The organism is Bartonella sp. MU70NMGDW, assembly GCF_042194085.1.
GTDB classification, from domain to species: Bacteria; Pseudomonadota; Alphaproteobacteria; order Rhizobiales; family Rhizobiaceae; genus Bartonella; species Bartonella grahamii.
Genome location: NZ_JBHIMK010000006.1, coordinates 25090 through 45954, shown reverse-complemented (window position 1 = coordinate 45954; position 20865 = coordinate 25090). Strand labels below are relative to the sequence as shown.

Sequence of the window (20865 nt, the reverse complement as noted above, 5' to 3'; positions counted from 1 at the left end):
GATACAGAGCTTACAGAAGCAGAAAAAGAAATACTTCAAGAAATCATCATGACCTACAAAAGTGTAAAAGTGATGTCGCGTTATACGAAATGGATTGTACTCATTATACTCTTATTAGCGCTTGATTTTTCACGTATTATGGATGCGTTTGTAAGTATTTTTACACAAAAACCAAATATCCGACTCTAAACATACTCTGAGACGCGCGAAATTCTTTAGAAAATGGATTCTTAATTTTGCTCGTCTCATGGAGGTGATAGAGAATGCCTTCGCCCATTTAAAACAGTAGATTTCAAAAATTAAAAATTTGTTCTATAATAATAACAAATTGTTAATATACGTGCGTTTAATAGGTATATTTCGTAATATTATCGGCTAAAAAGGTGGGAATAATTATGGAAAACGTCGCAGTTCAAAAACAAGAAAAGAATAAAACTGAAAAGTTTTCTATGAAAGAAAATCTTGCTGGAAGAGTTCGTCGTTTTCCTAAACCGTCCACTGAAATGGAAGCTTTGCAGCCTGTTTTTGAAGCGGTAAGCAACGCTATTCACGCGCTTGAAGATTCTAAGCAAGAAGATTACAAAAGCGCGGGTAACATAGATATAGAAATCAAAGATATAGATAAAAATGAAACACTTGAAATTATAGTTAAAGACAATGGTGTAGGATTGGATGATGAGCACTTTCAAGCTTTTTGCACTGTAGATACTAATTTTAAATTAGAAAAAGGAGGAAAAGGAGTTGGGCGGCTGCTATGGTTGGATGCCTTTAAGAAAATACGAGTTAAAAGTATATTCCTTGAAGAAGATCAGCTTTACCAGAGAAGCTTTACATTTTGTTTGGAAGAGGAAAATCAGATTCTTGATCATTCAAAAATACCTCTTATTAATCAAGAAGTAACCGGAACAGAAATTATTTTTACCGGTTTAAGAGATGTAGCGTACCAAAAACATTTTCCACGCGAAACTGAAGCAATTATCGATCATATTGGGGCACATTTTTTTTCAGATTTAATTTTAGAACAACTTCCTCAAATAACTTTTCGTGATGATCAGATGTCTGTCAATTTAGCGCAGAAAGTTAAAAAATATTTAGTAGAAAATAGGGGAGAGATTACACTTGAAACCGCAGATTTTGGTTTATTAAAAATTCGTAATTTTATTTGTATGGCGGATGCTAACCTTAACTTTAAAGGGAAGAACCACTATCTACATCTTTTCGCACATGATCGTACTGTGACTACTGAAAGCATCGATAACCTTATTGGTTTCGGAAAATTTGGAGACCAAGGGCTAGTGTATCATGGTTGCATAAGTGGTCAGTATTTAGATGATAGAGTTAATCAAGAAAGAACGCATTTTTCTTTTAAGAATAAAATATTGAAAAATATTTTACGTTCCGTTGCTAACAATATTGTAGATAGCGTTCTTGCTCCAGAAAATGAAGAATACGAAGAAAAACGTTTAAATAAATTAAAAGAATTTTGTAGAACACATCCTTCCTATTGTTTTGATAGTTATGAAAAACTATTAGAAAAACTTCCTAAATCTGCAAAGGATACAGAAGACTTTGTTAAGACACTGGCTATTCATAAGCTTCGAAGAGAAAAAAATCAAAATAAGAGAATTGAAAACATATACCGTGAAATTACTAAAGGGAATACTAACACATACAGCTTTTCCCAAACAGTGTCTGAACTTGCAAAAGAAGTTAAAGATGAAGAAACAAGACAGTTAGCAGAGTATGTTATACGTCGTAAAGTTATACTTGATATTTTAGGAGAATTAATAATAGAGGTTAAGAAAAATGTTAATGGTCAAGAAGTCCCACATCTAGAGAAAACATTGCATGAACTTATTTGTCCAATGCGTGTTCGGGGAGATGATCCTGAATCTCAGGAAAATTTAACGCATGATTTATGGATTATTGATGAGCGATTAACATTTACAAAATACTTCGCTTCGGATGTGTCTATCAAAAAAATCGCGAAGAATAGTACAAAAGGAATTCGTCCTGATTTATTATGTTATGATAAATTGCATGCTCTAGGACTTGAAGGTCGTCTTGATGCAGATCTGGACAGGCTAATGTTAGTGGAGTTTAAAAGACCAGGTCAGAAAACATATAAAACGGGTTACACCCCCATGGAACAAATAAACATATACCTTAATGAACTTAAAGGAAAAAGTATAAAGACATTTGATAATAAGAAAATAAAGATTTCAGAGCAGTGTGTTTTTTATTGTTATATTATTGCCGATATAGAAGGTGAACTTAAAACGCAAACGTCGACATGGCAGAAAACAGCTAATGGGCGAGGGAGAACTACTCTTCTACAAGGTGATTTTCGAGGATCCGTTGAAATAATAGAATGGAATGATTTATTGCAGGATGCAAAATTAAGGAATGAAGCATTTATTTCTAGATTAAAGGTTTAATTTTTAGATGCGATAGACAATATCTTCGCACATTTAAAACAGTAGCTAACCAAAAACTAAAAGCTTTATCCCCTCCCCACTTTTGAAATGGGGAGATGAATCGTGTTTTAAACTAAGCCGCTTTCACAACAGATCTTGCTAGAACGCGCTTAGCTTCTTTAATGAGAGCTTTGTATTTTCTGTTCTCTTCATCTACTCTGAAGGAATCAAGAAGACGAACATGTATTGGACCCAGAAGATACAAAACTTTTTCACCAGCGTTCATACCTTCCCAATAACTTGGCAAATCAAAGCGTGTATCACGGTCATAATCAACAGCTTGGGTTCTCAGTTTCTTTTCACATTCAATAAAGTAACGGCGTGCTTGACGTCCTTTCTCATTGCGTTCAACCATGGAAAGTTCTTTCGCCATGTCTAAGGTGAGGTGATATTCTATGCTTGGACGACCGCCTTTAGGTTTTACTCTTTTTTGAGTAAAACTCACAAAGTCTTGATTTTCTTGAAAAGAATATTCTTCAATCCGTCGTGAAATCCAATCGTTGAAGCGTATATTAACGTCTAAAAACGTATGTAACTCACGCGCGTTAACGGTTTGAACAGTTTCCTGATCAATGATTTGTTCCGTAATTTCTATAAGAGTGTTCATAGCGAACTCCTAGTTGTTAGATGTTTTTCATTGACACTTTTTATAAAAATGCCGGGTGCTGAAAAACACGGCAACTAGCCCGTCGTTATGCTTTCCCCGTAAAGGGTATTATATGGCATAACCACACCCGACAAAGCTATTATATGCGTCTAGCATACAATGAGTCAAAGCTTTTAAATTGCGGAAGATCAGTTATTTCGGCAACCAATCCGCTAGTTGTTTTAAGGTGTTTTTCAAGCACCTCATTCGACAATAGACACATTGTTATAATCCTGTCAAGCCTCTCCTGATATAAAAGACGCCCACTGCTCTAAAAGAACATGTCGCTGTTCTAAAAAATCCGTTCGCATATAAGCTTTTGTCACTGAACTCCCAACTGAATGGGCAAGAACAGTTTCGGCAATTTCAAACGGTGTTGACGTTGTCTCTGCTATCCAATCCCGTAAGCTTGAACGAAAACCATGGGGACGATAAGTCAAACCACAAACTGTCATATACTTTGCCATGGTGGCATCAGAAATGGGGTTGCCTCTAAGACCAGAAAAGAGAAAACCATTCTTTTCAAAGGGGAGAGTTTTTTCAATAACTCTCAAAGCTTCATCACTTAGTGGCACGCGAAAGTCTGAAACTTTCCCTACAATACCTTTCATGTTTTCTTTTGGTATCGTCCATATATTTTTGTCAATTTGTTCAAGGCGCAAATAGCGCAATGGATATGACCGTGCTCCTGTCAAAATCAATAACTTCAGTGCTAAATTTGAAAGGATCTTATCATCCAAGCTTTGATAAAATGCCGGAACCTCTTGCCATGGCATAGCAGGAATATTTGTTGATGTCGCACGTGGTTTTCCTAAAAGAGCGCGTGCCTTCATACAAGCCTGTAGATCAACATCTAAACCAAGAGCCGCAGCATATTTCAAGCAAATGTTAATACGATTAAGTGCTTTTCTTGCCGTATCTGCTTTTTCATGCCAAAGGGGTGCGAGAACATTGCGAATGATATTGGCTGTTAATTTTTCTATAGGTAATTTGCCTATGTGTGGAATCACGTGCAACTCTAGTGGAGAAAACCAGCGGCCGTTTTTACCTTCATTTTTCAACTCTGCTTTTTTGCTTTCAAAAGCCACTTTTGCAATTTCTTGAAAAATATTGCTTTGCTGTTTTAAAACGGTTTGTTCCCTAAAGACAATAGGATCATTGCCTTCTTTAAGAATATCACTATAATATCTTGTAAGCTCACGCGCTTCTTTTAAAGAGAGTTTCGTAACAGGACCAAGTCCCATTTCACGGCGCTTATTGTGGTGCGTATAGCGAAAAAACCAAGAGCGTGTATTGTCTTTTCGAACATTCAACCATAGCCCTGCCCCATCACAATATTTTCCTTGTGGAGAGGACTTTACAAGTAATGCTGATAACCGATGAATCGCCCTCACTTAACGTCCCCTCTCGTCCACCTTTTCAAGCATTGCTCGTCCACCTTTTTTGGTCCACCTTTTAGACCACCTTTAATTTCTGATTTGAGATTTTTCCTTTAATGCTTACTTTTTTTATTGAATCATAAAAAGCTATAGACATCAATACGCCCTTACACATCTTTATATACTTTGAATCTTGTTGCTAAAGCCTGATTCGCTCTCTGGGGGCACCATATGATTTTTTAATTACGTGTAGCTTATTCATTTTCCGATCCTTTTTAAATTCAGGAGAAGGTAGAGCTAAACGTGAATTTATAAAACGTATTATTTTATCAAACTTCTTTTTTAATGCTTTAAATTCAACTAATTCCTATTAAGAAAATATGTTAGAGTTTAAGTTTCTAATGAATATACTAACAACTCCGTAACATTGGCAAAATTATCCGGTGAGCCATTATTAAGAATCAGAAAGTTTTTTGTAAAGTTCTTACCACAAACATTTTCTTCAATAAAACCACCTAATGCATCAGCCTTAAAGTCTTTTAAAGCTTTAATCGGATAAGGAGTATGATTATAAAATACATGCGTTTCATTTATTAAAGCAATTTTTTTCTTTTAAAAGATTATAGCCTTCTATTTAACAGCGTTTTTTGCTGTAAAACTCAAATTATCTGTCTGCTCAACTAAAAGAACTTTATTGTTTAGCTTTTGTGCTTTTTTCAAAGAGATGTGGGCTTTCAAGAATAAGCTTTTCTCGTGCTTTTTGTAACTGTTTAATGACTTCATCAATCTTTGAAGGAGAACAAAAAGATTCTTGGCTATTCAACAAATGCAGCCTCTCCTTTCCCTCATATAAACATTGCATCTGAGATTGAAGTATTCTAACTTCTTGAAAAAAAAGACGTCCTGTTTCCTTAAAACCATTGTTAAGTGCAAAAAGTTGATCGGAAATGGATAGCAGAATTTGTTTTAAAAAACGCTCATTTTCTTGGCGTTTACGATATTCTAAAATAAGAGCATGGCTTATCTCATCTAACTGTTTTTTTGTAGAATCAATTTGACGCAATAAATTTGGTTTTTCCCCCATATCACCTTTTCTCACCTTCAAAAGCATAGCATGAATATCTAACAACTTAATTGCGGAATGAGATAAATAATCAACAACTGTAGGCGTATTAACATAGCGTTTCCGTGCAATCATCACAAACTCACCTAATGACTGTTTTTTACATTCATCCCACTATTTATTTTCCATTTTACAAAGCCATTCTAAAGAAAGTGCTAAAAAATATTACCTCCAATGCATTATTCCATGTCCCCTTCTCTCTTTTCACTATCAACGTGGAATCCGTGGAGAGAGAAAACGTACAGGTGTATAAAGGATAAGATGTGTTGTTTTCTCCAACACACTACTACCATCAGCAAGAAGAGCTTGACTAGGTGACAATTCTGTACCTTGCATAATTGTGGAAGCCAAAGAACCTTCTCGAGAAAGAGCCATCAACGTTGGTGAAGATGCAAAGACATTGTGTGCTCCCCCATCCACATGAGAGAAATCAAGAACAGCTATTCCATTTTTACGCAACATTTCAATATCTGAGCCATCGCCCACACGATGATGTCCACCCGTAAGACGTCCTGAAACCGCGAGAGCTTTATCCGCTCTAGATACTAAAATAGCTGTTGGCTGCGGGAGTTTTTTTATATCATTAAGTTGGCGCTCAAATACATCAACATCAATGTCTGGTGCCGCCATTAATAAACTTGTAATACGACGAATAGGCTTATATTTTTTCTGTAAGGCTAAAGTTCTAAATGCTTCCATTATAACAAAATTGCCCATAGAATGCGCAATAACCGAAATCTGATCAGCATTGGTTTCACTAATAAGTGTTAAAAACTCTATCAATCCGTCACGGGCAAAATTAGCACTGTCACGATCATAAATATAAAGAGGAACAGATCCGGCAGAAGGCCAAGAATAATGCACAGCGACAACATTTAAAGAATAATCGTGTGTAAACTGTGCTGTACGAAATGTACCATCTGCAAAATTATTATTATACCCATGGATAAAAAGAAAAATTTCTCTTTTTCCTTTTGGCTTTTTTTCTAAAGCAGCATTTAATTGCTGTTTAAACTGTTCTTTATTATCGTATTTTTGCAATGCTACTGCTGCAAAATACTTATCATGCGTAGGTTTATAGGCATTTATTTCAACAACTCCCTTTGTATGTTGCTGAGGAATTCCTACGTCAACGCGATTGTAATGTACTTTATTTGATCGCTCTGCACCATAAGGTTGAGCGTAATTATTTTGCATCATACGACTTGTTGCAACATACACTGGAATGATGGCTTTTGGAGAAACCGGGTTCTCTTCAACTTCTCTTTCTACTGCAGTCATAGAAGGAGTTGCATGCACTCCATGCCAAAGCACAGCGCGTGAATCACTACATGCTGACAATAAAGAAATACAAATAAGAAGTGTTAAATATCTCAAAATCATTATACTTCTCACTGCAACTTTACCCCCACCCTATAAAAATATAACATTTCAAATGCACAGATAAAGTAATAAAAAATGAAACATTATTAGCAACACATCAACAAATAACATACAAAAAAGATTTTTCTATAATGCGCATAAATCCCCTCTCTCTACATAACTTCATCTCATTACAGAGACTCACCGCTAACTGGTGCGGTCGAGAAGACTCGAACTTCCACGGGTTGCCCCACAGCGACCTCAACGCTGCGCGTCTACCAATTCCGCCACGACCGCACGTGGGAAGAAAAACATCCTGGTTTTTAGCCTTTAACAAATCATAAAGAAAGGTACAAGCCAATTTTCTCTTTCTCATAATTTATTTTTATCCGAACGATTTATAACTTAATAGAGATTACTAAAAATATCGACTTTACTACGATCTTTGAATCATCATCATAAAGTGTGCTTGTGCAGCTTGATCTTTTTCATAATAACCATGAAAGTTTTTTGTAATTGTTGTAGAGCCCTGTTTTTGGATTCCTCTCATAGCCATACACATGTGCTCCGCCTCAATCAATACTGCTACACCATGAGGCTTCAGGTACGTTTTTAACGCGTGAGCCACTTGCGCTGTCATAGCTTCTTGTGTTTGTAAACGACGAGAAAAAATATCTACAACACGCACAATTTTTGAAAGGCCAACAATTTTTTCATTAGGAAGATATGCTATATGTGCTTTCCCAATAATTGGGATCATATGATGCTCACAGTGTGAATAAAAAGGTATATTTTTTACGATTACGGCTTCATTATATCCTGAAACCTCTTCAAAAACTGTACCTAAGGTTTCTTTAACCGATTGACTATAACCACTAAAAAGCTCGCGATATGCCTTGGCTATACGTCTTGGAGTATCTAAAAGCCCTTCTCTATTTGGATTTTCCCCTATCCATAAGAGTAATGTACGAATCGCTTCTTCCACCTCTTCAATACTCGGACGCTTTTCTTCAGATAAAAAAGAATCCTTCCCGTCTTCTTTAACAACATTACGCATTCAAAAACTCCAAGCTTACTCTATACAAAGCATTTGCTCCATACCTATTTCATTTTGTATAATCTCTATATAAGCGAATTAAAAGTTTAAACAATCACGACTCTCAAAATTTCAGGCAATAGCGCATGATTGATAATATCTATAATGATAAAATACTTAAATATGCTGCACATATAGGAAAAATTGGGCGTCTTAATAATCCTGATGCAACATCAAAAAAACATGCACACCTTTGTGGTTCGACAATCACTGTAGATTTAAAAGTGGAAAATGGTATTATTACGGATTTTGCCCATGAAATACACGCATGTGTGCTAGGGCAAGCATCGGCTTCACTTTTAGCATCTCATATCATCGGACAAACAACACAAGATCTTAAAATATTGCGTGAAGTTATTTATCAAATGCTAACGCAAAATGGTCCTTCTCCTCAAGCTCCATTTAAGGATTTTTCTTGCTTACAGCCCATTAAAGATTATAAAATGCGCCATGCAGCAACACTACTACCCTTTGATGCAACGATAGACTGCATTCAAAAAATTGAAGAAAAATAAATGTTCAAATCACAATCTCGACAAAAAAAATTGACTCGAAATTACACAGGCAATTGGCAAAAAACACCTGGACGATTATTGGGTATTTTCTTAATACGTTTCTATCAAATAACACTTTCAAATCTTATAGGCAATCAATGTCGCCATGCCCCGACTTGTTCAGAATATACATATGAAGCGATTGCACGCCATGGGCTTTGGGCTGGTGCATGGATGGGACTCTTTCGTATCATACGTTGTGGGCCCTTTGGAACAGATGGCTTTGACCCAGTACCTATTTCTCTTGGAAATTCTTGCTGTTTTTATAAACCTTGGCGTTACTGGAAAATTTCTGACAAACACAACAAATAATCCTTTTCTTTTTTCGTATGTATTGATAAAAAATCAGTCTATAAGCTTTTTACTCAATTTTCACGAAACCATCCGCAATCGTTAGCGGAATTGGATTAAAAGGGTGTTTTTATGTCTTGCTCTGTTTCTCTTTCTTTTCCTGATGGTTCAAAACGTAATTACCCCTCCGAAATGACTGGTTTGGAATTAGCAGAATCCATTTCTAAATCACTCGCAAAAAAAGCTGTCGCCTATAGGCTTGATGGTATCACGCGAGACTTATCGGATCCATTGGAACAATCTGGTCAAGTAGAGATTATTACCCGAGAAGATTCACGCGCTCTTGAACTCATAAGGCATGACTGCGCCCATGTCCTTGCTGAAGCAGTGCAAGAACTCTTTCCTGAAACGCAAGTAACAATAGGTCCTGTCATTGAGAATGGATTCTATTATGATTTTGCACGCCAACAACCTTTTACATTAGATGATCTCACCGTCATTGAAAAGAAAATGCGTGAAATTATCCAACGCAATAAACCTTTCAGAAAAGAAATTTGGTCTCGTGAAAAAGCGAGAAAAATTTTTTCTGAGAAAAAGGAATTTTATAAAGTTGAACTTATTGATAGCATTCCTGAAAATCAAGATTTAAAAATTTATTATCAAGGAAAATGGTTTGATCTTTGCCGCGGACCCCACATGCAATCTACAGGGCAAATTGGGAATGCTTTCAAATTAATGAAAGTCGCAGGAGCTTATTGGCGTGGCGATGCCAATAATCCAATGCTCACAAGAATTTATGGAACAGCATTTGCAAATGAAAATGACTTAAAAGCCTACCTCCATATGCTAGAAGAAGCTGAAAAACGTGATCATCGCCGCTTGGGACGTGAAATGGACTTATTTCATTTTCAAGAAGAAGGGCCAGGAATGATTTTTTGGCACAAAAAAGGTTGGAAAATGTTCCAAAATTTGATCAACTATATGCGTAGACGCCTTGATGATCATCAATACGCTGAAGTTAATGCACCACAAGTTCTCGATAGGTCACTCTGGGAAATATCTGGCCATTGGGGCTGGTATAAGGAGAATATGTTCAAAGTAACTCCAGCAGCAGAAGATTCAGATCATGGGAATATTTATGCCCTTAAACCAATGAATTGCCCTGGTCATGTGCAAATTTTTAAACATGGTTTAAAATCTTATCGTGATTTGCCTATTAGACTTGCTGAATTTGGACTTGTTCATCGTTATGAGCCTTCGGGCTCTTTACATGGTCTTATGCGTGTGCGTGGTTTTACGCAAGATGATGCGCATATTTTTTGTACTGATGAACAATTAGCCGATGAATGTCTCAGTATTAATGATCTTATTTTATCAACTTATGCTGATTTTGGTTTTAAAGAAATTAGTCTTAAGCTTTCAACACGTCCAGAAAAACGAGTTGGGTCTGATGCATTATGGGATCATGCAGAAAGTATCATGGAATCTGTCCTTAAAACGATTGAAACAAAATTTGCAGGACAAATCAAAACAAGCATCCTTCCAGGTGAAGGAGCATTTTATGGTCCAAAATTTGAATATACATTAAAGGATGCTATCGGTCGTGAATGGCAATGTGGAACAACACAAATAGACTTTAATCTCCCCGAACGTTTTGGTGCATTCTATATTGATAAAGATTCAGAAAAACGTCAACCTGTTATGATCCACCGTGCTATCTTTGGATCAATGGAGCGTTTTCTTGGTATATTAATCGAAAATTTTGCTGGACATATGCCACTTTGGCTTGCTCCTGAACAAGTTGTTGTTGCAACAATTACGTCCGAAGCAAATGAATATGCCCAAAAAATAACAGCAAAACTTAGAGCTATTGGACTTTCCGCAACAACAGATCTCCGCAATGAAAAAATTAACTATAAAATACGAGAACATTCTTTACAAAAAGTCCCCGTAATTTTGGTATGTGGTAAACGTGAAGCTGAAACAAACAGCGTAAATATGCGCCGTTTAGGAAGTACGAATAAAACCCTTTTATCTGTAGAAGATGTGATTAAACAACTCTCAAATGAGGCAACACCTCCGGATTTGCAACGTGTAATAAATGCATAACATCGCAGAAGGTGGTAATACGTTAATTTTTTACTATAAATCTTCAAATTTTGTACAAAATGAGAGGGTTTGATATTCTAGTGTGTTTTGGTTTCATGCACAATTACCTATCACCAGAAAGAATCACGTGATCACTCTCTACAAGGTAGATTGATGAAAAAAATCAATGTAAGCTATGAGCTTTTTTAATGCAAAAATCATAGACAATTGAATATTAATAATAACATTAATCTTTTACCTTTATAATGCAAAGATGGTGCTATTATCATGGATAGATCATTACGATAATTATAGCAACATCAAGCAAGAAGGCTGAAAACAAGATTATATTTATTAATAAAAAATATGTAAAATTAGCTGAACAATGATATGTCTTATTCGTAAGATAAGCTCTTATAAAAAGACAAGATATTGATTTATAATGATAATATATCTTTATTCATATTAAATATTGAGAAAGGACTTTTAAAATGCCCACAATGAACCGCCTAAAGTGCTAAGGATTGTTGCAATCATTGAGGGTAGGCTAAACTATAATGCTGATGCCGACTTGCTCCTTCATAAATGTAAAAATAACAGTACTCAACGGGTTTACCATTATATCATTCACGAGAAATCATGGTGAAATAAGCTTAAGAAGCCTTAAGAAACATCTCTTTAAAACAAGCAGATGAATTGGTGAATCAATGGCATTCTACATCCTGCAATCTACACTGATGAGATATTGCATTAGCTTTCATAAAGTCAAATCAGAGAAAAATGGCAAAACTCAGCGCCTATTCTTTCCCCTCTTCATATTTTACCAAATTAAAAACTCTTATAAAAAACTCGTTAAATATACACATACGATACATTACTACTCGTTAAACGTATAAAACTCTGGGCACACCCATAAAACATCTAAATATCTACGAAACACATTGCTATGCTAGACGCAAGATATTGATTTGTAAAACAATTTCAAAACACATATTTTGCTAAAAAAGCAACACATATAAAACAAAAAACATTATTGCTATCGAGCTCTATCAAGAACACGCTTACATTCAATGAGTTCAAATAGGATTTCTTGCAACAATGCTTTATCAGTTTTATCTTTGTAAAGATTCACAGAACCAACAGATGTTTCTCCTTCATTCCTCATGAAATTCAAAAGCCCAAAAGAAGATTTTTTAGGCTTATTGCTAGCATTTTCAGAAGTTTGTCCTGCATGTTTCTTCTCTATGACCACATTCATAGCATCAAGATCACCATTACCCAATGCAGTCACAAAAGCAACACCATTTTCTTTCAAAAGGCGTTGCACACCTTTTATCGTATAACCCTGATCATATAATAACTGCTTAATACCATTGAGCAAATCAACATCGACCGGACGATAATAGCGCCTTCCTCCCCCACGTTTCATTGGTTTAATCTGCCTAAAACGTGTTTCCCAGAATCTTAACACATGCTGCGGAAGCTCCAATAACTCGGCTACTTCGCTAATTGTGCGAAAAGCATCAGAGCTTTTATCCATTTTGCAACACCTTATTTAAAACAAAATAAATTACTTTACAATGACTCATTCCGTCTCAATTTCTCAACAAGATTAGTCAAAAATAAGACCATCATTGACGACTTACACAACTGTCTTTTTCTAAAAAACAAAGACCTTTATTTTATCGTTTTTTTAACAAATACCAAACATACCATGGCATTCATTTATGAGATATCATTTTTTCTGTCTTGCACGATGCGAATCTAAAATTCTCTGTTTAAGGACATTGGCAGCCTTAAACGTTACAACACGTCGCGGCGGAATAGGTGCTTCAACACCTGTTTTTGGATTACGTCCAACACGTTTATTTTTACTGCGAACCTGAAAAGTTGCAAAAGAGGATAATTTAACCGCTTCACCTCTTACAAGTGAGTTGCAAATCTCATCCAAAACCAATTCGACTAAAGCTGCTGATTCAGTATGTGACAAGCCCACTCTTTTACAAACTACGCTCGCTAAATCTGCACGCGTTACTGTCTTACTTGTCATTATAACCACCTATTAAAATATTAAAAATTACAAAATGACTTATACGTTTTCTTGAAATATGGTCAAGTAGCCATAATTTACCAACGAATAAGAATTGCTCCCCATGTAAATCCACCTCCCATGGCCTCTAACATGATAAGATCTCCTTCTTTTATTTTTCCATCGCAAACAGCTGTTGTTAAAGCCAACGGAACTGATGCCGCAGACGTATTACCATGTTGATCAACGGTAATCACAACTTTATCTAGTGAAATTCCCAGTTTTTTAGCAGATGCTTCAATAATGCGCTTATTAGCCTGATGAGGTACAAACCAATCTAGTTGTGAAGAATCCATACCTGCAGCTGCAAAACAATCATCAACCACATCCGTTATCATACCAACAGCATATTTAAAAACTTCTCGTCCTTCCATACGCAAATAGCCTGTCGTTTGTGTTGTTGAAGGTCCACCATCAACATATAGCTTATCTATATAAGCACCATTAGAGCGCAATTTCGCAGACAATATACCACGCTCAAAAGCAATACCCCCCTCAATTTCCTGTGCTTCCAAAATAGCAGCACCCGCACCATCACCAAACAAAACACATGTCGTACGATCTTCCCAATCTAAAATTCGAGAAAATGTATCGGATCCAATAACTAAAATTCTTTTAGCCGCTCCACACCGTAAATAAGAATCTCCTGTTGTTAAAGCAAAAATAAAACCAGAGCAAACAGCTTGAATATCAAAAGCAAATCCATGGCTCATTCCCAAAGCACGCTGAATTTCAACAGCAGAAGCAGGAAAAGTACGATTCGGGGTGGACGTTGCTAAAATAATACAATCAATGTCTTTTATTGTTAAACCAGCATTTGTAAGTGCTGCTTGCGCAGCCTCAACTCCTAAAGAAACAGTTGTTTCATTTTCACTGGCAATATAACGTTGGCGTATTCCTGTACGCTGAACAATCCATGAATCTGACGTTTCAACAAACTTTGCAATCTCATCATTTGATAAACTTTTCTTCGGCAAAGCACTTCCTACACCACGTATAATTGACCGAATCATTAAGCTCTTACCTTTTCTTCAAATTTTTCATTTCTATTATAAGAGCTTATCATAAGGACTCTCCATTCACTGTCTCTTCACCTTCTTGATCAAAAAGTGTTTCTTTATTCTCATGAAACCGTCGCAAATCAGCTGTTATTTTTTTCAAAAGTCCATTATTAACCATCTCATAACCAACGCGGATAGCAGAAGCAAAACCGTTAGCATTAGCACTCCCATGGCTTTTGATCACAACACCATTCAACCCCAAAAGTACTCCTCCATTCACCCTATCGGGATCCATTTTGTGTTTCAGCGTACGAAAAGCACCCCGCGATAAAAAATAGCCAAGAGATGTTAAAAAAGAACTGCGCAGTGCGGAGTTTAAAATCTCTCCTATCTGTCGCGCGGTTCCTTCTGCGGTTTTTAAAGCAATATTACCAGAAAACCCCTCTGTTACAACAACATCGACTGTTCCTTTTCCAATGTCATTGCCCTCAACAAATCCTTTATATTCCAATCCTTCTAATTGCACTTCACGCAATATCATTCCTGCTTTTTTTATTTGATAAAGTCCTTTAACCTCTTCCACCCCCACATTTAAAAGCCCAACACTTGGTCTTTCAGTGTGATATAAAGCGCGAAACATACCCGCTCCCATAACCGCCAAATCAACCAACTGACCAGCAGAGGCACCAATTGTTGCCCCAATATCCAAAACGATACTCTCACTGCGAAGTGTTGGCCAGATACCCGCAATACCAGGACGTTCAGCCTCTGCGAGCATTTTCAAACAAAAATAAGACATGGCCATGAGTGCACCCGTATTACCAGCAGAAATGCAAGCATCAGCTTCACCATTTTTTACCGCTTCAATGGCGTACCACATTGATGATTTACCACGTCCATTACGAAGTGCTTGGCTTGGCTTTTCATCCATGCGTGTATAACTTTCTGTAGGGCAAAAGCGCGATACAGAATCCAAACAAGGGTATTTTTTTAAAACTGGACGAACGTCCTCCTCTATTCCATAAAACAGAAAATAAATATTTGATAAATATTTTTGTACAATTGCTGCTCCTGCAATAGCTGCTTCTGGACCGTAATCACCGCCCATGACATCCACAGAAATTCTAATCACGCTTGCATATCCCACATCTTTTCATTTACATCTTTAAACACATATTATGATTTTTGGCTCCTGAACACTCACAAAGCAAATCTTGCAAAAATCGCTCCGCAGAAAATATCGTTTAGCATACAATAGATATTTTATGTTTTTACAATCACTTCCAATTTTTCAAAACAGAAAATGGCGAGAATTTTTGCTCTGCTTCTTCTAAATTTTCAACCATATCCATCTTTATTCTCTCTTTACGTGGATAATGATTAATAGACAACTCAAAAAACTCTTCCATGATTGCACCAATATCAATTTTATCATCATAAAACACTTCAGGAGTATCAAGCCCCTCCACATCTAAAAACAATTCTCCTGTATCCTCTGATATTTTGGGCTTCATCAAATTTGAATCTTCAGGAACAAAAACAACCTCAATATTTTCACAAAGGATATTTTCTAATGGTTCTAATGTAACAACACATAACTGTAGTATGCGCGCTTGCAACAGACCTTTTATACGTACTCCGCGTTTTTTCCACGGGAAAATATGGAAATTTCCCTCACAAGATTTTACTTCAATTAAATCATGGTTCTGAGCTAAATTTGTACATTCTTTTTTGTTTGCACAAAAATGAACCCTTATACCTTTAGCAGGTAGAGAACGTACGGATATTGGATAAGCCAAAGCAAATGTCATTTGAGGAATATTTTTAACATTCATTGACAACTCCCAAAGATAAAAACGCATAAAGCACTGTGTTTTTATTTATATCAAGTATTCATGCATTTTTTTCTTTTCTAAAGAAATTCTATATGGCATAATTCACTTTATAACAGGGAAGCTCAGTGTAAGCTACGGTAGATTAAGCTAAAATTAGAAAAAACTTGAGGTTGCCTTCTTGTCCTACATCTCAGTATAAAAAGGAGATATCATTGTTTCAAATGCCTCACATAATAGCCTTAATCAAACGTAAATTATTGATTGGTCTATCAATAACAAGCATAGGAATGCTTGCTGGATGTGGTCTTCTCGATTCTTCAGGTTCGAGCCAAATTTATAGAGAGGGCTATGTTCTTGATAGAAATGCTCTAAGTTCTATTTCTGTTGGCTCAAGTCAAGAGCAAGTTCTTTTAACTTTAGGGACCCCTTCATTAAAAACAAAATATGATAATGAAGTTTTTTATTACATCTCACAGACACGCTATCGTGGGATGCAGTTTATGAAAACAAAGATTATTGATCGCAAAGTTTTAGCCATTTACTTCAATAAAAATAATCAGGTTGCAAAAGTTGCTAATTACGGATTACAAGACGGTCAAGTGTTTGATTTTATTGCACAAACAACACCAACTGTAACAAAAGAACATCCTTTTTTAATTCAAATTATAAAAGGCCCTGCGAATTTGCCACCCCATAACTAAATCATATAGTCTACATACCGTCTCAATATTATTAGGTCTGATAATATCTGACCTAATAATGGGGGATTTCTAGCTCTTATGGGCGGACTTTTTTTGCCATACTGTCGAGAACTGCATTAACAAGTTTTGGCTCATCACCTTCAAAAAACGCCTTAGCTATGTCAACATATTCATTCATGACAACCGCAACAGGAACATCTTTACGGTTGATCAACTCCCATAAACCTGCTCGTAAAATTGCTCGCAATATAGAATCAAGACGTGAAAGAGACCACTCTGCAGAAAGCTGTTGATGAAGCAGAGGATCAAGCTGCTTTTGATCTTTTACAACACCCGTTATAATAGCCAAAAACCATTGAAAATCAGCTTCAAGATACTGGTCTCCATCGATATCTTTTCCCAAACGATAAGCTTCATACTCAGCTGCTATTTCCATCACCCCCGAACCCACGATATCCATTTGATAGAGGGCTTGAACTGCAGCGAGTCTTGCTGCTCCACGTTTATTGGCTGAACGCGGAAAATGTCTGCTTTTTATATCAGCCATATTTAACGATTATCTCCAAATCTCTTTTTTAGAGCGATCATACATAAAGCAGCTTCAGCCGCAAAACCACCTTTATTTTTGTCATCTAGATTCGCACGCACCCATGCTTGTTCTTCATTTTCAACAGTCAAAATACCATTTCCAATAGCCAAGTGCTGATGAATAGTTAAATCCATCAATGCACGACAAGAATCATTAGCAACAATTTCAAAGTGATATGTTTCGCCCCGAATAACACAACCAAGAGCAACATAACCATCATAAGATATCTTATTTTGTTCAGCAAAAGCTATTGCACTTGGTATTTCTAATGCTCCAGGAACCGTTACAACATCATAACTTGCTTCAGCTTTTTGCAAAGTATTCACTGCACCTCTCAAAAGCGCATCAGAAATCCCCTCATAAAAACGTGCTTCAACAATCAATACGTGAGGCTTTTTACGTATCTCTTTCATCATAATGGAATTCCACAAAAAACGAATCAAAAAAATCAAGGTTATAAAGCATAAAATTCTGAAAACGATCAATAGAGTTTTGGTTTATTCATCTTCTCTTTTTAAAGCAAAAAGTTTCGCAGCATAACGAGCAAGTTGATCAATTTCCAAATTGACCCGATCTCCAATTCTAGCCTGTCCCCACGTTGTCATTTCGAGTGTATGGCGAATAATAAGAACATCAAAAACACAATCCTCAACACCATTAACAGTCAAAGATGTCCCATTAAGTGCAATAGATCCCTTATTGACAATGAAAGGTATAAATTGTCTTGCAACTTTTAAATAAAAACGAATTGCATCCCCTTCATTTTTTTGATCAATGATTTCAACCAAACCATCAATATGACCAGAAACCAAATGTCCTCCCATTTCATCACCTAATCGAAGCGAACGTTCCAAATTAACAAAAGTTCCTTTTGTCCATTGTGCAAGATTCGTTAAACGTAATGTTTCTTCCCACGCCTCGACAACAAACCAATTAGAATCTTCTTGTTTTAATCCTCGCTCTACAATTGTCAGACAAATTCCTGAACAAGCAATTGATGCGCCAATTGCTAAGCTTTCTATAGCATAGCGTGTAGAAATCTTTAAACGCATCCCCTGCTTTAAAGGTTGAACATCTTCAATACAACCAATATCCGTTATAATTCCTGTGAACATAATGTCTTACGTCTCCATTTATAAAAACGGTCATTTCCAAACATTCTTGTCTCAATCTCATAAAACTGCGAGAGATAATTTCCAAAATGAGGGGCTTCAATACGATTTTTTCCTAAAACCATGGGGGTATGAAAACATATCAAATGATCAACACAACCAGCATTCAAAAACTTTTCCCCTGTCTTTACGCCCCCTTCCAATAAAACACTATTAATCCCATGTTTATAAAGCATCTGTAAAAGAGCAAAGGGTTCTACATAACCATTGTTCATCTCTACTGAATAAATAGACACACCATATTGCTCCAATGCATTTTTTTTGCTTTTCTTTGAAAGATCCACATCGCAAATAACCCATGTAGGAATTTTCATAGCTGTTTGGACAACTTTTGCATCAAGGGGGATAGATAAATCTGCATCCAAAATAATACGAATTGGTGAGCGCATCTCCATCCCTGGCAAGCGGCAATTGAGTTGTGGATCATCTGCTAATATAGTACCAATACCAACGAGGATAGCATTATTTTGAGCGCGTAAAATATGCGTATGGGCATGAGAAAGTGTTCCACTAATTTTTACGCTGCCCTTTTCTCTTTTCCCAACACCATTATCAGCAGAAATTGCCATTTTAAAAGTGACCGCACAGCGTTGTATCTTCCTTATGCACCAATGCGTCCATAAAGATTCAAAAGCCTCTTCAGCTAAAATGCCCTCAACCACTTCAATACCCGCCGCTCGCAAAAGAGCAATACCATGACCATCAACACGCTTGTCACAATCAGTCAACGCAACAACAACTCGAGAAATACCTGAATCAATGAGTGCATTCACACATGGCGAAGTTTTTCCATAATGCGCACAAGGTTCTAAAGTAACATAAGCAGTCGCTCCTTGAGCCAAAGAACCAGCCATATGTAAAGCTTGCACTTCCGCGTGAGGACTCCCATGAATAGCTGTTATGCCATAGCCAACAATAAATGCCCCCGCACTATTATCGTTTCGCACAATTAACGTACCAACGGAAGGATTCTCACCTGTAAGACCGACATGACGCTCTGCTAGACGAATAGCTGCAGCCATAAACCGTTCATCTTGCAATTTTTTATTCATCAAAACGAGATTCTGTATCCGCAATACCCTTTGACAATTCATCTATAACATCGTGAAAATCGCTTGCATTACGAAAATCTCGATACACAGAAGCAAAACGAATATAAGCAATATCATCAATTCTTTTCAATGCTTCCATAACAAGATGTCCAATTTTTTCTGAAGCAATCTCCGGTTCTCCCAAACTTTCAAGCTGGCGCACAATGCCAGAAATTGCTCGTTCAATATGATCAGGATCAATATTGCGCTTACGTACAGCCACATCAACTGATCGCATTAACTTATCACGATCGAATGGTTCACATCGTCCACTTTTTTTAGCAACCAATAGCTCACGCAACTGAACACGTTCAAAAGTTGTAAAACGACCACCACAAACGGAACACACACGGCGGCGGCGAATCACTGCCCCCTCTTCTGCTGGACGTGAATCTTTAACCTGTGTATCCTCATATTGGCAGTAAGGACAGCGCATCTTTTGTGTCCTTAACGATTACTAAGATAAGAGTAAAGAGGAAATTGACTCGTTATATCTTTTACCTTTTTCTCAACAGCCATTTCAACGGCATAATTATCTTCATCACTTTTTGCGCTCCGAAGACCATCAAGAACTTCTGAAACCAGATGACCAACTTGAATAAACTCTTTTTCTGAAAAACCACGTGTTGTGGCAGCAGGTGATCCCAAGCGAATTCCCGATGTTATAGATGGCGTTTCAGGATCAAAAGGAATACCATTTTTATTGCAGGTAATATGAGCGCGCCCCAAAGCCAATTCAGCACGTTTACCTGTTAGATTTTTGGAACGTAGATCAACCAACAATAAATGATTATCTGTACCACCAGAAACAATATTAAAACCATTACTCTGTAATATTTTTGCTAAAGTTTTCGCATTAGCGACCACATTGGCACTGTAACTCTTAAAAGAGGGACGCAAAGCCTCCTCAAATGCAACAGCCTTTGCAGCAATTACATGCATTAAAGGACCACCTTGAAGACCAGGAAAAATTGCAGAATTAATTTTCCTGGATAAAGACTCATCATTTGTCAATATTAAACCACCACGAGGACCTCGAAGCGACTTATGTGTTGTTGTTGTTACAATATGCGCATGTGGAACGGGTGAAGGATGCACGCCACCAGCAACAAGACCGGCAATATGAGACATATCAACGAGTAGATGAGCACCAATCTTATCTGCAATTTCACGGAATCGTTTCCAATCCCATAGCCGCGGATAAGATGAGCCACCCGCTATAATAAGTTTGGGCTTACGTTCTTTTGCAAGTTGCTCAACCTCATCCATATCAATAATCTGATCTTCTTGACGCACACCATAGGAAACAACATCAAACCATTTTCCTGACATATTAACAGATGAACCATGCGTAAGGTGACCACCAGCATT

General features: G+C 36.8%; 22 protein-coding genes and 1 tRNA gene. 6 read left to right on the top strand and 17 right to left on the bottom strand.

The window, feature by feature from the left end; all coding sequences use genetic code 11:
• Positions 1-189 (top strand): hypothetical protein (locus ACFIKE_RS01365; protein WP_375648223.1); only part of this gene is annotated, 189 nt, incomplete at its 5' end.
• Positions 190-395: 206 nt separating this feature from the next.
• Entirely contained in the window at positions 396-2438 is a 2043-nt protein-coding gene (locus tag ACFIKE_RS01360; RefSeq protein ID WP_375648222.1) for an ATP-binding protein, read from the top strand.
• 112 nt (positions 2439-2550) lie between these two features.
• Here the strand turns inward: ACFIKE_RS01360 and ACFIKE_RS01355 are convergent, their stop codons facing one another.
• The 6 genes from ACFIKE_RS01355 to folE form a co-directional block, all read right to left on the bottom strand.
• Positions 2551-3084 (bottom strand): antA/AntB antirepressor family protein, encoded by a 534-nt coding sequence (locus ACFIKE_RS01355; RefSeq protein WP_375648221.1) that lies wholly within the window; start codon positions 3082-3084, stop codon positions 2551-2553.
• Positions 3085-3359: 275 nt separating this feature from the next.
• Positions 3360-4517, bottom strand: coding sequence for a tyrosine-type recombinase/integrase (locus ACFIKE_RS01350; RefSeq protein WP_375648220.1), 1158 nt, complete (start codon positions 4515-4517; stop codon positions 3360-3362).
• A 676-nt stretch (positions 4518-5193) separates the two neighbouring features.
• A complete protein-coding gene (locus tag ACFIKE_RS01345; RefSeq protein WP_375648219.1) occupies positions 5194-5700 on the bottom strand; it encodes a hypothetical protein in 507 nt (168 codons plus the stop codon).
• Between the two features lie 135 nt (positions 5701-5835).
• Positions 5836-7008, bottom strand: coding sequence for an alpha/beta hydrolase (locus ACFIKE_RS01340; protein ID WP_375648218.1), 1173 nt, complete (start codon positions 7006-7008; stop codon positions 5836-5838).
• A gap of 191 nt (positions 7009-7199) precedes the next feature.
• Positions 7200-7284: transfer RNA gene (locus ACFIKE_RS01335), tRNA-Leu, on the bottom strand.
• 139 nt (positions 7285-7423) lie between these two features.
• A complete protein-coding gene (gene folE, locus ACFIKE_RS01330) occupies positions 7424-8044 on the bottom strand; it encodes a GTP cyclohydrolase I FolE (RefSeq protein ID WP_375648217.1) in 621 nt (206 codons plus the stop codon).
• Positions 8045-8169: 125 nt separating this feature from the next.
• On the opposite strand from folE, the gene ACFIKE_RS01325 reads away from it, so the two are divergent.
• The 3 genes from ACFIKE_RS01325 to thrS all read left to right on the top strand — a co-directional run bounded on the left by ACFIKE_RS01325 (position 8170) and on the right by thrS (position 11037).
• Positions 8170-8598, top strand: a complete 429-nt coding sequence (locus tag ACFIKE_RS01325; RefSeq protein ID WP_375626485.1) for an iron-sulfur cluster assembly scaffold protein — start codon at positions 8170-8172, stop codon at positions 8596-8598.
• Positions 8599-8949 (top strand): membrane protein insertion efficiency factor YidD, encoded by a 351-nt coding sequence (yidD, locus tag ACFIKE_RS01320; RefSeq protein WP_375627362.1) that lies wholly within the window; start codon positions 8599-8601, stop codon positions 8947-8949.
• 111 nt (positions 8950-9060) lie between these two features.
• Positions 9061-11037, top strand: a complete 1977-nt coding sequence (gene thrS / locus ACFIKE_RS01315) for a threonine--tRNA ligase (protein ID WP_375648216.1) — start codon at positions 9061-9063, stop codon at positions 11035-11037.
• Positions 11038-12052: 1015 nt separating this feature from the next.
• On the opposite strand, the gene ACFIKE_RS01310 is transcribed toward thrS, so the two are convergent.
• The 5 genes from ACFIKE_RS01310 to ACFIKE_RS01290 form a co-directional block, all read right to left on the bottom strand.
• The gene (locus ACFIKE_RS01310) at positions 12053-12556 is read right to left on the bottom strand and encodes a MerR family transcriptional regulator (RefSeq protein WP_375627360.1); all 504 of its coding nucleotides are present in this window, start codon (positions 12554-12556) and stop codon (positions 12053-12055) included.
• Between the two features lie 195 nt (positions 12557-12751).
• Entirely contained in the window at positions 12752-13066 is a 315-nt protein-coding gene (locus ACFIKE_RS01305; RefSeq protein WP_375648215.1) for an integration host factor subunit alpha, read from the bottom strand.
• Between the two features lie 77 nt (positions 13067-13143).
• Entirely contained in the window at positions 13144-14118 is a 975-nt protein-coding gene (locus ACFIKE_RS01300) for a beta-ketoacyl-ACP synthase III (protein WP_375626477.1), read from the bottom strand.
• 49 nt (positions 14119-14167) lie between these two features.
• Complete coding sequence (gene plsX / locus ACFIKE_RS01295) at positions 14168-15238, bottom strand: phosphate acyltransferase PlsX (RefSeq protein WP_375626475.1); 1071 nt, start codon at positions 15236-15238, stop codon at positions 14168-14170.
• 145 nt (positions 15239-15383) lie between these two features.
• Complete coding sequence (locus tag ACFIKE_RS01290) at positions 15384-15941, bottom strand: DUF177 domain-containing protein (RefSeq protein WP_375626473.1); 558 nt, start codon at positions 15939-15941, stop codon at positions 15384-15386.
• Between the two features lie 221 nt (positions 15942-16162).
• Between ACFIKE_RS01290 and ACFIKE_RS01285 the strand changes: the two genes are divergently transcribed.
• Positions 16163-16642 carry an outer membrane protein assembly factor BamE gene (locus ACFIKE_RS01285; RefSeq protein WP_375626497.1) on the top strand — a complete coding sequence of 160 codons (480 nt, stop codon included), beginning with the start codon at positions 16163-16165 and terminating at the stop codon, positions 16640-16642.
• A 76-nt stretch (positions 16643-16718) separates the two neighbouring features.
• Here ACFIKE_RS01285 and nusB read toward each other — a convergent pair whose 3' ends face one another.
• The 6 genes from nusB to glyA form a co-directional block, all read right to left on the bottom strand.
• Positions 16719-17189: a transcription antitermination factor NusB gene (gene nusB, locus ACFIKE_RS01280; protein ID WP_375626471.1), complete on the bottom strand. Its 471-nt coding sequence runs from the start codon at positions 17187-17189 to the stop codon at positions 16719-16721.
• A 2-nt stretch (positions 17190-17191) separates the two neighbouring features.
• A complete protein-coding gene (locus tag ACFIKE_RS01275) occupies positions 17192-17647 on the bottom strand; it encodes a 6,7-dimethyl-8-ribityllumazine synthase (protein ID WP_375627359.1) in 456 nt (151 codons plus the stop codon).
• Between the two features lie 81 nt (positions 17648-17728).
• Complete coding sequence (locus ACFIKE_RS01270; protein ID WP_375626467.1) at positions 17729-18346, bottom strand: riboflavin synthase; 618 nt, start codon at positions 18344-18346, stop codon at positions 17729-17731.
• The gene (gene ribD, locus ACFIKE_RS01265) at positions 18328-19455 is read right to left on the bottom strand and encodes a bifunctional diaminohydroxyphosphoribosylaminopyrimidine deaminase/5-amino-6-(5-phosphoribosylamino)uracil reductase RibD (RefSeq protein WP_375648214.1); all 1128 of its coding nucleotides are present in this window, start codon (positions 19453-19455) and stop codon (positions 18328-18330) included. Before ribD ends, ACFIKE_RS01270 begins: the two co-directional genes overlap by 19 nt.
• Positions 19448-19930, bottom strand: a complete 483-nt coding sequence (nrdR, locus tag ACFIKE_RS01260; RefSeq protein WP_015856456.1) for a transcriptional regulator NrdR — start codon at positions 19928-19930, stop codon at positions 19448-19450. Before nrdR ends, ribD begins: the two co-directional genes overlap by 8 nt.
• Before the next feature lie 11 nt (positions 19931-19941).
• Positions 19942-20865 (bottom strand): serine hydroxymethyltransferase (gene glyA / locus ACFIKE_RS01255; protein WP_375648213.1); only part of this gene is annotated, 924 nt, incomplete at its 5' end.

Bases quoted from the DNA above. Each gene is read 5' to 3' on its own strand.
- ACFIKE_RS01340 (WP_375648218.1), bottom strand. From the start codon at position 7,008: ATGATTTTGAGATATTTAACACTTCTTATTTGTATTTCTTTATTGTCA.
- ACFIKE_RS01300 (WP_375626477.1), bottom strand. From the start codon at position 14,118: ATGATTCGGTCAATTATACGTGGTGTAGGAAGTGCTTTGCCGAAGAAA.
- ACFIKE_RS01355 (WP_375648221.1), bottom strand. From the start codon at position 3,084: ATGAACACTCTTATAGAAATTACGGAACAAATCATTGATCAGGAAACT.
- ACFIKE_RS01345 (WP_375648219.1), bottom strand. From the start codon at position 5,700: ATGATTGCACGGAAACGCTATGTTAATACGCCTACAGTTGTTGATTAT.
- thrS (WP_375648216.1), top strand. From the start codon at position 9,061: ATGTCTTGCTCTGTTTCTCTTTCTTTTCCTGATGGTTCAAAACGTAAT.
- ACFIKE_RS01310 (WP_375627360.1), bottom strand. From the start codon at position 12,556: ATGGATAAAAGCTCTGATGCTTTTCGCACAATTAGCGAAGTAGCCGAG.
- yidD (WP_375627362.1), top strand. From the start codon at position 8,599: ATGTTCAAATCACAATCTCGACAAAAAAAATTGACTCGAAATTACACA.
- nusB (WP_375626471.1), bottom strand. From the start codon at position 17,189: ATGGCTGATATAAAAAGCAGACATTTTCCGCGTTCAGCCAATAAACGT.
- ACFIKE_RS01290 (WP_375626473.1), bottom strand. From the start codon at position 15,941: ATGAATGTTAAAAATATTCCTCAAATGACATTTGCTTTGGCTTATCCA.
- ACFIKE_RS01325 (WP_375626485.1), top strand. From the start codon at position 8,170: ATGATTGATAATATCTATAATGATAAAATACTTAAATATGCTGCACAT.
- nrdR (WP_015856456.1), bottom strand. From the start codon at position 19,930: ATGCGCTGTCCTTACTGCCAATATGAGGATACACAGGTTAAAGATTCA.
- ACFIKE_RS01275 (WP_375627359.1), bottom strand. From the start codon at position 17,647: ATGATGAAAGAGATACGTAAAAAGCCTCACGTATTGATTGTTGAAGCA.
- ACFIKE_RS01360 (WP_375648222.1), top strand. From the start codon at position 396: ATGGAAAACGTCGCAGTTCAAAAACAAGAAAAGAATAAAACTGAAAAG.
- ACFIKE_RS01305 (WP_375648215.1), bottom strand. From the start codon at position 13,066: ATGACAAGTAAGACAGTAACGCGTGCAGATTTAGCGAGCGTAGTTTGT.
- folE (WP_375648217.1), bottom strand. From the start codon at position 8,044: ATGCGTAATGTTGTTAAAGAAGACGGGAAGGATTCTTTTTTATCTGAA.
- ACFIKE_RS01270 (WP_375626467.1), bottom strand. From the start codon at position 18,346: ATGTTCACAGGAATTATAACGGATATTGGTTGTATTGAAGATGTTCAA.
- ACFIKE_RS01285 (WP_375626497.1), top strand. From the start codon at position 16,163: ATGCCTCACATAATAGCCTTAATCAAACGTAAATTATTGATTGGTCTA.
- ribD (WP_375648214.1), bottom strand. From the start codon at position 19,455: ATGAATAAAAAATTGCAAGATGAACGGTTTATGGCTGCAGCTATTCGT.